The 13,630-nt window shown below is 73.1% G+C and carries 13 protein-coding genes and 1 pseudogene; 11 read left to right on the forward strand and 3 right to left on the reverse strand.

Features of this window, described 5'->3' with window-relative positions:
- Positions 1-27: 27 nt before the first annotated feature.
- On the reverse strand, positions 28-666 hold the full coding sequence (locus tag AB5J87_RS05045) for an ABC transporter permease (protein ID WP_369383357.1): 639 nt from the start codon (positions 664-666) through the stop codon (positions 28-30).
- A gap of 399 nt (positions 667-1,065) precedes the next feature.
- On the opposite strand from AB5J87_RS05045, the gene AB5J87_RS05050 reads away from it, so the two are divergent.
- The gene (locus tag AB5J87_RS05050; RefSeq protein WP_369374363.1) at positions 1,066-1,446 is read left to right on the forward strand and encodes a hypothetical protein; all 381 of its coding nucleotides are present in this window, start codon (positions 1,066-1,068) and stop codon (positions 1,444-1,446) included.
- A gap of 178 nt (positions 1,447-1,624) precedes the next feature.
- Positions 1,625-1,789, forward strand: a pseudogene (locus AB5J87_RS05055) (HAD family hydrolase); the annotation flags it as partial.
- 35 nt (positions 1,790-1,824) lie between these two features.
- Here the strand turns inward: AB5J87_RS05055 and AB5J87_RS05060 are convergent.
- Positions 1,825-2,415 carry an ABATE domain-containing protein gene (locus AB5J87_RS05060; RefSeq protein WP_369374365.1) on the reverse strand — a complete coding sequence of 197 codons (591 nt, stop codon included), beginning with the start codon at positions 2,413-2,415 and terminating at the stop codon, positions 1,825-1,827.
- A gap of 131 nt (positions 2,416-2,546) precedes the next feature.
- On the opposite strand from AB5J87_RS05060, the gene AB5J87_RS05065 reads away from it, so the two are divergent.
- A complete protein-coding gene (locus AB5J87_RS05065; protein ID WP_369374367.1) occupies positions 2,547-3,806 on the forward strand; it encodes an MFS transporter in 1,260 nt (419 codons plus the stop codon).
- A 28-nt stretch (positions 3,807-3,834) separates the two neighbouring features.
- Here AB5J87_RS05065 and AB5J87_RS05070 read toward each other — a convergent pair whose 3' ends face one another.
- Positions 3,835-4,458 (reverse strand): hypothetical protein, encoded by a 624-nt coding sequence (locus tag AB5J87_RS05070; RefSeq protein WP_369374369.1) that lies wholly within the window; start codon positions 4,456-4,458, stop codon positions 3,835-3,837.
- Between the two features lie 483 nt (positions 4,459-4,941).
- On the opposite strand from AB5J87_RS05070, the gene AB5J87_RS05075 reads away from it, so the two are divergent.
- From AB5J87_RS05075 to AB5J87_RS05110, 8 genes are all read left to right on the forward strand, one after another.
- On the forward strand, positions 4,942-6,318 hold the full coding sequence (locus AB5J87_RS05075) for an efflux RND transporter periplasmic adaptor subunit (protein WP_369374371.1): 1,377 nt from the start codon (positions 4,942-4,944) through the stop codon (positions 6,316-6,318).
- The gene (locus AB5J87_RS05080; RefSeq protein WP_369374373.1) at positions 6,315-7,241 is read left to right on the forward strand and encodes an ABC transporter ATP-binding protein; all 927 of its coding nucleotides are present in this window, start codon (positions 6,315-6,317) and stop codon (positions 7,239-7,241) included. The genes AB5J87_RS05075 and AB5J87_RS05080 overlap by 4 nt, the downstream gene beginning before the upstream one ends.
- Complete coding sequence (locus tag AB5J87_RS05085; RefSeq protein WP_369374375.1) at positions 7,238-8,455, forward strand: ABC transporter permease; 1,218 nt, start codon at positions 7,238-7,240, stop codon at positions 8,453-8,455. The genes AB5J87_RS05080 and AB5J87_RS05085 overlap by 4 nt, the downstream gene beginning before the upstream one ends.
- A gap of 29 nt (positions 8,456-8,484) precedes the next feature.
- The gene (locus tag AB5J87_RS05090; RefSeq protein WP_369374377.1) at positions 8,485-9,357 is read left to right on the forward strand and encodes a hypothetical protein; all 873 of its coding nucleotides are present in this window, start codon (positions 8,485-8,487) and stop codon (positions 9,355-9,357) included.
- 41 nt (positions 9,358-9,398) lie between these two features.
- Positions 9,399-10,133, forward strand: coding sequence for a response regulator transcription factor (locus AB5J87_RS05095; RefSeq protein ID WP_369374379.1), 735 nt, complete (start codon positions 9,399-9,401; stop codon positions 10,131-10,133).
- Positions 10,134-10,149: 16 nt separating this feature from the next.
- On the forward strand, positions 10,150-11,733 hold the full coding sequence (locus AB5J87_RS05100) for a sensor histidine kinase (RefSeq protein ID WP_369374381.1): 1,584 nt from the start codon (positions 10,150-10,152) through the stop codon (positions 11,731-11,733).
- Positions 11,734-11,859: 126 nt separating this feature from the next.
- Positions 11,860-12,693 (forward strand): YwqG family protein, encoded by an 834-nt coding sequence (locus tag AB5J87_RS05105; RefSeq protein WP_369374383.1) that lies wholly within the window; start codon positions 11,860-11,862, stop codon positions 12,691-12,693.
- Between the two features lie 233 nt (positions 12,694-12,926).
- Entirely contained in the window at positions 12,927-13,571 is a 645-nt protein-coding gene (locus AB5J87_RS05110; protein ID WP_369374385.1) for a TetR/AcrR family transcriptional regulator, read from the forward strand.
- The last annotated feature ends 59 nt before the right edge of the window (positions 13,572-13,630 follow it).

The following is a 13,630-nucleotide window of genomic DNA, read 5'->3' on the forward strand; positions in this document are numbered from 1 at the left end:
CCGCCCGGGTCCGGGGGGTGCAGGTGCTCATGCGCGTACCGCCCGGGTCCAGGGGGTGAGGAGGCGTTGGGCCAGCAGGAGTACGAGGTCGGCGACGACGGCGATGACCACGCACAGCACGGACGCGGTGAGGACCTGCGCCTTGAAGTAGGTGTTCATGCCGGAGTAGATGAGGTTGCCGAGGCCGCCGTAGCCGACGATGGCGCCGACGGTGACGAGGGAGACGGCGGAGACGGTCGCGATCCGCAGCCCGGCCATGGCGGCGGGCAGCGCGAGCGGCAGCTCGACGGAGAGCAGCAGCCGTACGGGCCCGTATCCCATGCCGCGCGCGGCCTGCCGCGTGTCCTCGGGCACGGCACGCAGTCCGGCGAGGATGTTGCGTACGAGGAGGGTGAGCGAGTACAGCACCAGCCCGGCGACGACGAGGGTGGCCGAGAGCCCGTACACCGGCAGGAGCAGGGAGAACATCGCGAGGGAGGGGATGGTGTAGAGGACGGTGGTGACCCCGAGAACGGGCCCGGCGGCCCACCTCCACCGCCGCGCGGCGACCGCGAGCGGGAGGGCGATGGCGAGCCCGATCACGACGGAGACGGCGGTCAGCTGGAGATGCTGGACGACGGCGTCCCAGAGGATGTGACGGCGGGTGGAGAGGTACTGGCCGCAGATCCACTCGTTGCGCGCGAGACAGTCGTGCGGCGCGGCGGCGTCGTGCGGGGCCGGCGGCGCGGCGAGGGTCGCGGTGAGCTGTCCGGCGGTCACGTGTTCATTGGATCGCGGGGGATGGGGTGGGCGCGCGGGGGGATGGGCTGAGTGGGTGCCGCTGCCGGGGCGGGGGTGTGGCCGCGCTCAGCGGGGGGGGGCGGGCGGCGCGGGACGGTGACGTGCCCCTTTGGCGAACCGGAAGGCGGGCCGCCGCCACGGGGGGTGTGGGAGCGGGTGTCGTCGCGAGGGGGTGTTCCCTATCCTCCGGCCATGGAGTGGGCGACGGTGGTGGGGACGGCCATGGGTGCGTTGATCGGGATGGGCAGCACGTTGTTGGCCGAGCGGTCCCGGTGGAGACGCAACTTGGGTGAACAGGAGCGGAGCGAGTTACGTACGGCGTACGCCCGTTATCTGGACGCGGCGACGCTCGCGCGGGATGCGATTTCGCTGGCCAGCCGTTCCCTCACGGCCGCGCCGGAGGATCGGGCCGAACAGGCCAGGCCCGCGATCCAGGACAACGCGGTGTACGCGCGCCAGTACGAGCTGGAGCTCGTCGCTCCCGCGGAGGTCGTCACACGGGCGCGGGCGGCGACGAGGGCGCTGGGCGACTACCGGGACGCGGTGATGGCGGGGGCCACGTACGAGACACCCGGCTGCGCAGAGGCGCGCCGCGCGTTCCGGGCGGCGCGCCAGGAGATCATGGATGCGATGCGGGCGACGTTGGACCGGGGGCGGGGGCGGTGAGGGGCGCGTTCGGGCGGTGCCGGGGACTGCTGGGGTGGGGCCACTTGGGGTGGACCGTGGCCGCTGATGCCTGCCTGCTGGGACGCCGGTTCGGGTGCCGGGGGTCAGGGCTTGCTCACGGGTTCCGGGGCGATCGGCGTGCTCCATCACCTCGCCGCCGCCCCGTAAGATCCCGCCCATGATCCGCGCAGTGGCCTTCGACATCGGCGAGACACTCGTCCGTGACGACCGCTACTGTGCGGCGTGGGCGGACTGGCTCGGGGTCCCACTTCACACCGTTGCCGCCCTGGTCGGCGCTGTCGTCGCTCAAGGCCGGGACAACGCGGACGCGCTCAAACCAGGCCGAGCAGCGGGGCGGGAGGCGTCCGCCCAGTCACATCACTCCACCCCCCTCCCCCGCCCCCCATAATGCCGAGCCGCCCGAACCCGGTTCCCGCAGCGGTCCGAGCACCAGCGGCGGGCCGCGTGGGCTCGGATGAACAGGCGGGTGCAGCCCTGGGCCCCGCACGCCGAGAGTTTGGTGGCCGACTCGCCGGTCAGCAACTCCGCACCGTCCTCCGCCAGTTGCGTCAGCACCGCCTCCATCCGCGTCCCCGACCGCTCCCGTACCGCCAGTCGCGGGCCCTCCGCGCTCCACGTCAGTTCGCGTACGCCCGGTGCCGCAGCCAGCGCCTCGTTGACGCACTTCAGGGACCGGTCATCAGGGCCTTCGCCCGCGATGTGCGCGCTGAAGACCGCCCTCACGGCCTCACGCAGCATGCGGAGGCGCCGCAGTTCCGCCTGGGTCACCTTCCCCGCCCCACCGAACCCGCGTTCTCGTAGCCACCGGCCCGCCGCCACCCCGTCCGGCAGGCCCTCGTACGGCCCGCCCGGCAGTGCGTACTCCGTGTTGACCAGCGCCAGCGAGTCGTGTTCGGCCTCGCCCGGGGCGGGGCCCTGTGGTGTGGGGAGTCGTTCGGCAGCGTCCATGCTCCTCACGGTATCAGTTGAGATTTACCGTGAGCCGACGTACCGTCACGCCGTTGATATGTAACGGAAAACCAACACCTTCTCCGTTAGGAGCGTCGTTCGCCGTGCGAGTATCCACCCAGGAACCACCCATGACACCTACCGACAAGCACCTCAACGTCCGCTTCCTCGCGCTCGCCATCGGCATGTTCGCCATCGGCACCGACAGCTTCGTGGTGGCCGGCATCCTGCCCGGCGTCGCCGACGACTTGGACGTCGACGTCCCCACCAGCGCCCAACTCATCAGCGCCTACGCCCTGGCGTACGCGATCCTGTCGCCACTCGTGGCCTCGGTCGCCGGCCGGGCGTCGCGCAAGGCACTGCTCCTCGGCGGGCTTGCCGTCTTCGTCGCGGGCAACATCGGCACCGGCCTCGCCCCCACCTTCGAGACGGCCATGGCCTTCCGCGTCGTCGCGGCGCTCGGCGGCGCCATGTTCACCCCGACCGCCGCGGGCGCCGTCGTCGCCCTCGCCGGACCCGAGCGGCGCGCGACCGCCCTCTCCGTCCTCTTCGGCGGCCTCAGCGCCGCCACCGCCCTCGGCTCGCCCATCGGCACCGCCATCAGCGGCATCGCCGACTGGCGCGGCACCATGATGTTCGTGGCCGCCGTCGGCGCGCTCGCCGCGGTCGCCGTCCTCGTCGGACTGCCCGCCGTCCCGCGCCCACCCGCCGTACCGTTCAAGCAGCGGCTCTCCCCGCTCACCGACGCGCGGATCACCCTCACCCTGCTCCTGCTGCTCATCTCGTACAGCGGTCTCTTCGTCCTCTACACCTACGTCAGCCAGGTCTTCCGACCGGCCACCCACGGCGACGGCACCACCCTCGCGTGGTTGCTGTTCGCCTGGGGCGGCGCCGCCGTGGCGGGCAACCTGTCCGCCGGGCGGCTCACCGACGCGTTCGGCAACCGCGTCGTCATCAACACCGCGGGCGTCACCGCCGTCCTCGTCTTCCTCACCACCCCTTGGACCAGCCGTCACCTCGTGACGGCCTTCGTCGCCGTCGTGGTGTGGGGTGCGTGCGGCTGGGCCATGCTCGTACCGATCCAGCACCGGCTCGTCGGCGTGAACCCCGCCGCCTCCCAGCTCTCGATCTCGCTGAGCTCCTCCGCCAACTACATCGGCGTATCGCTCGCACCGATCATCGGCGGCTTTCTGCTCGACGACGTGGTCTCCGTGAACCGTCTCGGCCTCCCGGCAGCCGCCGTCATCGCCACCGGCCTGCTCGTCGGCGAGCTGGGCCACCGGCTGATCCGGCGCGGTACGGGGACCACGACCGCCCGGACCACCAGTGATCCCCGCCCGGCCGACGCCCCCTCCTCAGCCGTGGGCCGCTCCGCCGCCCGGCGCACCTGACCCGCCGGAACGGGTCGCCCCGCCCGCCTCAAGCCGTCGGGCTCGCCGAAGGCGACGGCGCCCCGGACCGCCGCTGCGGCAGCAGCGCCTTGCACACCTCGTACGCCTGCGCCGACTTGGGGTCCGACGTGTTGAAGCCGCGTCGGCCGCCCCCCGCCCCCGGGGACGCCGACGGCAGCACCACTCCGTGATCCTTCAGGCAGCTCGTGAACGCCTTCATCGCCGTACTGTCGGCTCCACCGCCGCGGCCGTTGAACTGCGGGCGCAGGCTCGCGCACGCCTGGGCCGCCTGCTGCCGGGCGGGGTCGGCTGACGCCCCGCCCCCGAAGCCGCCGAAGCCCCCTCCACCCGGGCGCCGCGTGCCATCGCTGGGGCGGCCCGCGCCCTTCGGGCGTCCGCTGCCGCTCGGCCGGGGTGCCGGCGTCACGCCGTGCTGCGCCAGGCACTGGCGGTACGCGTCCATCCCCTTCCCCCCGGCCGAAGCGGACGCGGAGGCGGAAGCTCCCGGCTTCGCGTCCGCGCTGGTCGCGGCCGTCGACGATGAGCACGCCGCGAGCAGCAGCCCGCACGCCGTCACGGCCCCGGCGGACACCGCGGCCCGCACGAGGATGGCGGCGCGTGCGGTCGCGGGCCGGCTCTTGGTCCAGGTCATGTCCGGTGTCTCCTCGGTGCTGCGGGCTCGGTGGGGCAGGGTTGGTACGGCGGGCTGGATACGGCGAGGTCGGTACGGCTTGCTTCGCAGGGCGGCATCGGTACGGCGAGGTCGGTACAGCGGGCTTGGTACGTCAGGCTTGGTACGACGTGCCGGGTACGGCGGGGTGCGCGCGACCGGCGTCGCGGGGTGGGGCTTGGTGCGCCGGGGGCTGACGACGGTCCCCTTCGAGTGCGTACACCCCCCGACCGGGAACACCCCCGACGCGACCCATGACTGAACCGCACCCGCATGGGCGCTTCCGGGGGAAAACCTGGGAGTTCCCTGAACGTCCCACCCCACACGGGGCCCCCGGAGCACCAGTGGCGGCCCGTTGCGCCACCTCGTACCCGTAATGCGAGGTTTCTCCGGCCCTCGCACTCCCAGGAAACTCCAAGGAATCTCCCAGGCGTTCCTCAGTGCGAGCCGCCAGGATCCGCCGTCATGAAGGTGCTCCCACGACAGCGCAAAGCCGTCCTGATCAACTCGGTGCTCGGTGTCGCCGTCCTGGCGGGCGCCGGTGGCGCCTACTCGGCGGTGACCAGCCACAGCGACAGTTCCGCGCGGGCCGACGCCAGGACCGTCACGGTCGCCAAGGGCACGGTCCTCGCCACCGTGTCCGGCTCCGGTTCGCTGTCCTCGCCGAGCGACGCCGGGGTGAACTTCACCACCGGCGGCAAGCTCACCCAGGTCAACGTCAAACCGGGCGACAAGGTCAGCCGCGGCCAACTCCTCGGCAAGGTGGACGCGACCGCCGCCAAGGAGACCCTCGCCCAGGACGAGGCGTCGCTGACGGCGGCCCAGGCCAACCTCACCAAGGTGCAGGAAGGCCAGCCGAGCACGAGCACCGGATCCGGCTCCGGGTCGGGCGGCTCCTCCTCGCGCGGCTCCGCCAACACCGCGCCCACCCCCACCCCCTCTCCCACCGTCGACCCCGCCCAGCTCGCGCAGGCCGAGGCGCAGCTCACCCAGGCCCAGAACGCCGTGGACGCGGCGCAGCGCGCGGTCGACGGCACCACCCTCCGCGCCCCCGTGGCCGGGACCGTCGCGTCCGTGTCCGCCAAGACCGGAGACACCGTCTCCGGAACCGGCGGCAACAGCACGGCCGGCGGGAGCGGCGGCGGGTCCGCGAGCGGCTCCAACTCAGGCTCCACCAGCTCCGGTTCCTCCTCCGCGCTCTCCGGCTTCGTCGTCCTCACCAACCCCTCCGGCATGCAGGTCACCGCGAACTTCTCCGAGGCCGACGCACTCAAGCTGAAGCCCGGCCAGGCCGCCACCGTCACGCTCAACGCCGAGTCGGGCACGGTCCTGAACGCCAAGGTCCTGTCGGTCAGTTCACTGCCCGTCAGCAGCGGATCGGGCTCCGGCGGAGGCGGCGGGGGCGGCAACAGCTCCGGCAGCGCCGTCCAGTACGCGGCCACCCTCACCATCACCAGTCCCACCTCGAACCTGCGTACGGGACTGAGCGCGAGCATCCAGGTCGTCACCGGCGAGGCGTCCGGTGCCCTGTCGGTGCCGACCGCCGCCGTCAGCGGCACCGGCGCCAACCGCACGGTCACCGTGGTCAACGACGACGGCACCACCCAGCGCACCCCGGTCACCGTCGGCCTGGAGGGCGACAGCGCCGACCAGATCCTCAGCGGTCTGAGCGAGGGCGCCAAGGTGCAGCTGGCCAGCGTGTCCGCGTCGGGCAACGGCGGCTTCCCCAGCGGTGCCTTCCCCGGCGGCTTGGGCGGCGGCGCCGGGCGCACCCGTGGCGGCGGCGCGGGCGGCGCGGGCGGTGGCTTCCGTACCGGTGGCGGCGGAGGTGGCCGCGGATGACCCCTTCCCTGAAGCCTCCCACCTGGTCGCGCGCCCTCACGGCCTTGCGCCAGTGGCCGCACAGAGCGGCGGCCAACCTGCCCGTGCCCCTCACCGACACACGGACCGACACCGGGCCGTGGGCCCCGGCGCCCGTCATCGAGGTGCGTTCGCTGATCAAGACGTACGGGCACGGCGACGCCGCCGTGCACGCCCTCAGCGGCCCCGCCGACCCGGTGACCGGCCGGGCCCTCGGGGTCGAACTCGTCGTCGAGCAGGGCGACTTCGTCGCCGTGATGGGCAGCTCCGGCTCCGGCAAGTCGACCCTCATGAACATCCTGGGCTGCCTCGACGTACCCACCTCCGGGCGGTATCTGCTCGACGGCATCCACGTCGGCGGCCTCGACGAGCGCCAGCTCTCGCTCGTACGCAACCGCAAGATCGGTTTCGTCTTCCAGTCGTTCAACCTCGTCCCGCGCACCCCCGCGCTGGCACAGGTCGAACTGCCGCTGGCGTACGCGGGTGTGAAGCCCGCCGAGCGGCGCCGACGGGCCGAGGCCGCGCTGACGATGGTCGGGCTCGCCGACCGGATGGACCACCGCCCCAACGAGCTCTCCGGCGGCCAGCAGCAGCGCGTCGCCGTCGCCCGCGCCCTGGTCACCGCGCCCGCGATGCTCCTCGCCGACGAACCCACCGGCAACCTCGACAGCCACAGCACCGAAGAGGTGCTCGCCGTGGTGGACCGGCTCAACGCGGCCGGGCGCACCGTCGTGCTCATCACCCACGAGGACGAGGTGGCCCGGCACGCCAAGCGGGTCGTGCGGCTCGTCGACGGAAGGATCGTCGAGGACGTGCGCCAGGCACCCGTGGACGGCCCGCCGCCCGCCCTGCGCGAGAACGACGCCCTGACCGGAAGCGACACCCTGGTCGGAGGCGGCCGGTGAACCCGTTCGAGACGCTGCGCTTCGCCTTCGGCGGGCTCGCGGCGAACAAGGTGCGCTCCGCCCTGACCATGCTCGGGGTGCTGATCGGCGTGGCCGCCGTCATCGTGCTGCTCGCCGTCGGCAACGGCTCCTCGCAGGCCGTGAAGGACTCGATCGAGAAGCTCGGCACCAACGCGCTCACCGTCTCGTCCGGCGGCGGCTTCGGCGGCGCGCGCTCCTCCGGCGCCACCGCCACCAAGCCGCTCACCGTGGAGGACGCCCGGGCGCTCGCCGACCCCGCGTCCGCACCCCACGTCGAGTCCGTAGCCCCCGAGACCACCACCTCCCAGACCGCACTGTACGAGGGCACGTCGCACACGGTCAGCCAGGTCGTGGGCACCTACCCGGCGTACTTCAAGGCGTCCAACAGCAAGGTGGCCAAGGGCGACTACTTCAGCGCCGACGACGTGCTCGGCTCGCGCAAGGTGGCCGTGATCGGCTCGACGACGGCGACCGACGTGTTCGGCACGGTGGACCCCGTCGGCAAGAAGATGACGCTCGGCGGCACCCCGTTCACCGTCGTCGGGGTCCTCGCCACCAAGGGCGGCACCGGGTTCCAGGACCCGGACGACGTGGTGGTGGCGCCGCTGCCCACCGTGCAGAACGCGTTCACCGGCTTCGGCTCGATCGGCCAGATCCTCGTCGAGGCCAAGTCGGCCGACGCGACGACGCCGGCGCAGAACGAGATCACCACCGTCCTGATGAGCCGGCACGGCATCAAGGACCCGAACGCGCTCGACTTCCGGGTCAGCAGCCAGGCGTCCCTGCTCACCACCCAGGCGGACACCAACAAGACGTTCACGGTGCTGCTCGGCGCGGTGGCGGCGATCTCCCTGCTCGTCGGCGGGATCGGCATCACCAACATCATGCTGGTGACGGTGACCGAGCGGACCCGTGAGATCGGCATCCGCAAGGCGATCGGCGCACCCCGGGGCGTCATCCTCGGGCAGTTCCTGGCCGAGTCGACCCTGCTCTCGCTGATCGGCGGCGGGCTCGGCGTCGCGGCGGGGCTGATCGGCTCGCACTTCACGATCGTCGGCATCAAGCCGGTGATCATCCCCGAATCGGTCGTCGGCGCGTTCGCGATCGCCGTGGCCATCGGGCTGTTCTTCGGCGGCTACCCGGCCAACCGGGCCGCGAGCCTGCGGCCCATCGAAGCCCTGCGGCACGAGTGAACCCCATGTACGGACAGGGAGAAACGGAAATGTTCGGCAAAGCCGAAATTTTGGAGAGCCCGGGCGCCCAGGAGGGCGGGAGTCGTGGTGGGGCGAATGGTGCTGACGGTGCTGGCGGCCCGAGTGGTGCGGGCGGTCAAGGCGGGGCGGGCGGCCCCGGCAGCCCCGGTGGCCTCACTGGCCATGGTGATCCCACTGACCCCACTGTCACTGGCAGCCCCGGCAGCCCCGGCAGCCCCGAGGACATCCTCGCCGAACCACCGGACACCCGGGACATTTCAGCCGAACTCAGTGCGCCGCCCCGGCGCCAGCTGCCCTGGCTGACGCTGCTGCTCTCCGGCGGACTGGTGGCGGGGCTCGCGTTCACCGCGGGCGCCCTGGTCGAGAAGAACCAGAACCCGGACTCGTCGTCGGGCGGCCAGCGCGCCGCCGCGGCCGGGGCGCGCGGCGGCTCCGCGCAGGGCGGCGGGCGAACCGGATTCGGCTTCGGTTCCGGCCAGACCGGGCAAGGCGGGCAGACCGGCCAGCGTCAGGGCACGGGAACCGGCACCGGCACGGGAACCGGCACCGGCACCGGCACCGGCACCGGCACCGGACAGAACGGCCAGGGAGGCCAGCGCTCGGGCGGCGGCACCGGCCCGGGCGCGGCCGGCGGACTGACCATCGGTACCGTGAAGCTCGTCGACGGCAGCACCATCTACGTCACCGACGCCCAGGGCAACATCGTCAAGGTCACCACGGGCGGCAGCACCCAGGTCACCGAGTCCAAGAGCGGCAAGGTGTCCGATCTGCGGCCGGGCCAGACGGTGACCGTGCGCGGCAGTCAGAATGCCTCCGGGGACGTCGCGGCGACCACCGTCACCCAGGGCGGCGCGAGCGGCTTCGGCGGTGGCCGGGGCTGACCGCGCGCCCACCGCCCCACGCCGCCACGAGGAGGAACCCGATGGCCCCGACGGACACGGCCACGCCCGAGGCGAGCCTGCTGGTCGTCGACGACGAGCCCAACATCAGGGAGCTGCTCTCGGCCTCCCTGCGGTTCGTCGGCTTCAAGGTCGCCTCGGCGGCCACCGGGGCCGACGCGCTCGCGGCCGTCGCCCAGGAGCGCCCCGACCTGGTGGTGCTCGATGTGATGCTGCCCGACATGACCGGCTTCGCCGTCGTACGCAGGCTCCGCGAGGAGACCGGCGGCGGGCCGGGGCCGGACCATCTGCCGGTGCTCTTCCTCACCGCCAAGGACGGCGTCGACGACAAGATCAGCGGGCTGACGGCGGGCGGCGACGACTACGTCACCAAACCGTTCAGCCTGGAGGAGCTGATCGCCCGGATCCGCGCCATCCTGCGCCGCACCGGCGGTCCCAGCGGCGACGGCCGCTTGGTGGCCGGAGACCTGGAGCTCGACCCGGTCGGCCACCAGGTGCTGCGCGCGGGGCGGCCCGTCTCGCTCTCCCCCACCGAGTTCAAACTGCTCGCCTATCTGATGGCCAACGCCGACCGAGTCGTGTCCAAGCCGCAGATCCTCGACCATGTGTGGGCGTACGACTTCGGCGGTGACCTCAGCATCGTCGAGTCGTACATCTCCTACGTACGCCGCAAGGTCGACTCCGGCGCCGACGGCGCACCCAAGCTCATCCACACCGTGCGCGGCATCGGCTATGTGCTGCGCCGCCCGCAGTCCTGACCGAGGTGCCCGCCCCATGCTCAGACACCTCCGCGCGCGCCTCGGGCGGCTGCCGCGCCGCCTCTCCGCGCTGTCGCTGCGCTCCCGGCTCGTCCTGCTCGCCCTGGCCATGGTCGCGCTCGGGCTGACCGTGAGCGACACCGTGGTGCTCAGCTCGGTCCGCAGCCAGCTGGTGCAGCGCGTGGACCAGCAGCTGAACCGGTTCGGGGACTCGGTGGCGCACCGCGTCGGCGTCGAGGGCACCCCGACGCCGCACGCGGGCCGGGCGGGCGGCGGCCGGGCGTGGCTGCCCAGCCAGTACGTGATCGCGTTCGCCGCCGACGACGGCACGGTCACCGAGCAGTTCCGCCAGCCCGTCGCCGCCGGTGACCCCCGGCCGCTGTGGCCGGTGATGGACGCGAAGGCGCTCCGGAGCCGTCTGGGCAAGCCGTTCGAAGTGCCCAGCGACCACGGCGGCGGCAGCTGGCGGATGTTGATCGTGCCGGTGGACAGCGGCGACCCGGCGATCCCGGCCGGAGTGGTCGTCGCGGCGCCCCTGGAGGAGGTCTCCTCCACCGTCGACCACCTGGCCACCGCCTTCCAGATCATCGGTGTCGTCGTGGCACTGCTGCTCGGCGTGGCGGGCTGGTTCGCGGTACGGGCCGGGCTCCGCCCGCTGCGCCGCATCGAGGCCACCGCGGCGGAGATCGCCGCCGGACGCCCGCTCTCGCACCGGATGCCGGACGCCTCACCGCGTACCGAGGCGGGCCGGCTGACCAGCGCGCTCAACGGGATGCTGGCGCAACTGGAGTCGGCGTTCGCCGCACGCGCCGAGTCGGAGGAGCAGATGCGGCGCTTCGTCGCGGACGCCAGCCACGAGCTGCGCACTCCGCTCGCCGGAATCCGGGGCTTCGCGGAGCTGTACCGGATGGGCGCGCTCCCCGACGAGGCGGACGTCAAGCGCACGATGGCGCGCATCGAGAGCGAGGCGGTGCGCCTGGGCGGTCTGGTCGAGGACCTCCTCACCCTGGTCCGCATGGACGAGCAACGCCCGCTCCAGCTCGCCCCGATGGACCTGCGCACCCTGGCGGTGGACGCCCTGCACGACACGAAGGCCCTCGACCCGGCCCGCGAGGTCACCCTCACCGGACCGGGCGGCAGGGGTGCGCCCGGACCCGCCCCGGTGCTCGGCGACGAGGCCAGGCTGCGCCAAGTGGTGGCCAACCTCGTCGGCAACGCCGTCGCCCACACCCCGCCGGGCTCTCCCGTACGGATCGGGGTCGGCAGCGCGGGCGGCGACGGCGTCATCGAGGTCGCCGACTCGGGCCCCGGTCTCGCCCCCGAACAGGCGGCCCGGGTCTTCGAACGCTTCTACCGCGTCGACGCCTCCCGCAGCCGCCAGGCCGGCGGCGGCGCGGGCCTCGGCCTGGCCATCGCCTCGGCCCTGGTCCAGGCCCACGGCGGCCGGGTGGAGCTGGAGACCGCGCCGGGCGAGGGGGCGGTGTTCCGGGTGTCGCTGACGGCCGCGACGGCGACGGCGGAGGCAGCCTCGGAGACGGCCGCGGAGACAGCCGCGGGGACGGTCAACTCCTCGGTGGCGGCGCCGAGATCGAGCACGTGATCCCCGAGCACCCGGGGGCGGCTCCCGGCGCCGCTCCACCTCAGCGCGGGGCGGGACGCGGTCCCCGCGCGTAGGCCCGGAGTCTTCCGGAGGGCATTGTCAGTGGCGTCGTCCATGATGAACGACATGACCTCACTGCACGACATCGCCCGTACGCACCTGCCTGCCGACCTGGCCGAAAGGTGGCTCGCCCTGCTGCGTCCCGGCGCCCAACTGGCCAAGGCGACCGGGGACGACGCGATCGCCGGCCGGCTCGGCGGCCTGCCCGCCCTGCCGGAGGGCGAGGCGTGGCCGGTGTGGCCGGGACACGGACCGCTGTCGTTCGTGGCCGGTGTCGACTGCTCGGTCATACCCGGCCGCGCCCTGGACATCCCGTTGCCCGCCGACGGCAGCCTGCTGTTCTTCTACTTCGACGGGCAGATCGACGCCGGGGACGCCTACGTGTCGCCCGGCGAGCCGGACACCTGGGCCGGGGCGCGGCTGGTGTACGTGCCGGCGGGCACGCCGGTCACCGAACGAGCCGTCCCCGAGGGCCTCGACGCCTACCCGGAAGTGCCCCTGACGGTCCGGGTGGAGCCCACGGCTCCCGACGTGTGGCACCCCGTCATGCGCTCGGCCCTGCCGAAGGACGCCCTCGACGACGGCTGGCCCGAGGACTTCACCGACGCGCTGTACGACCACTCCTCGGGCTCGGGGCACCAGATAGGCGGCCACGCGGATCCGGTGCAGAACCCGGTCGAGCACGAGGTCGCCCACGGCATCCTCGGCGGGAGCGTGGCCTGGGACGACCCCCGGGTCGCCGAGGAGGCCGAACGCTGGGTCCTGCTCGCGCAGTTCGACACCGACGACGACGCCGACATGATGTGGGGCGACTGCGGCACCCTGTACTGGCTCATCCGGCCCCAGGACCTGGCCGACCGCCGCTTCGACCGGGCGGTGGCCACGATGCAGTGCTGTTGAGGGGCGGGGATGCGGCCGGGGCGCCCACTTGCGCCGCGCTGGAACGGGATCCGAGCGGCGGCCCCGGCCCTGGTGACGCTGGGTCCGCAGGCACCCGGACCGGGCCCGCCCGCCCCGTCCGGACGGCTGCATCCCGTTCCCGCTGCGCCGCGTTCCCACTGCACGCACCGCCGCCACCAGGGGCCGGTAGTCACTCCCCGGCGATGTGACGCGCTCCGGAGACAGTACTGATCGTGGAAGCTGTCCCCATGGACACCTCCGCCGACCACGGCGCATCGAAGCAGGCGGGTTACCGGCGATCGACGGGGACCCCGCGTGGCGAGGCCAGACGGCGGGAGCTGCTGGAGCGGGTCACGGACGACCTCGCCGTCAACGGGCTCGTCGACTTCTCGCTCCGGCGTGCCGCACGGGCGGCCGGGACGACGCACAAGGTGCTGCTCTACCACTTCGACGGGGCCGACGACCTGCTCAAGCAGGCCGTGCACGCGCTGCGCGAGAAGCGCGTGGACCAGGCGCGGACCGCCGCCACCGACGGTGCCACCCGGCGCACCCTGGCGGAGTGGGTGCGTGCGGTGTGGCCGGACCTGGTGGGGCGCGAGGCGCTGGTGCTGGAGCAGGCCATAGGGCTGGCGATGTACGACCCGGAGCGTTACGCGGAGCTCGGCCGAGGGGCCTCGTCCCAGTATCTGCCGGTCCTGCTCTCCGTATGCCCGGAACGCTGGTCCGAACAGCGCAAGTTGGAGGTCGCCGAGATGGTTCTGGCCGCGTTGAGGGGCTTCCTCGTGGACGCGCGGACCAGCGCGGACACGGGCGGCATCGCGGCCGGGTTCGAGGCGTTGGCGCGAGCCTTGGAGCGGGAGGAGGCAGCCGGCACGTAGCCCGGCACGCGGAGTGGGCCCCGCGCCCGCACCCCTCCCCCCTCCACCCCACCAACTGG

The organism is Streptomyces sp. cg36 (genome assembly GCF_041080675.1).
Lineage (GTDB): Bacteria > Actinomycetota > Actinomycetes > Streptomycetales > Streptomycetaceae > Streptomyces.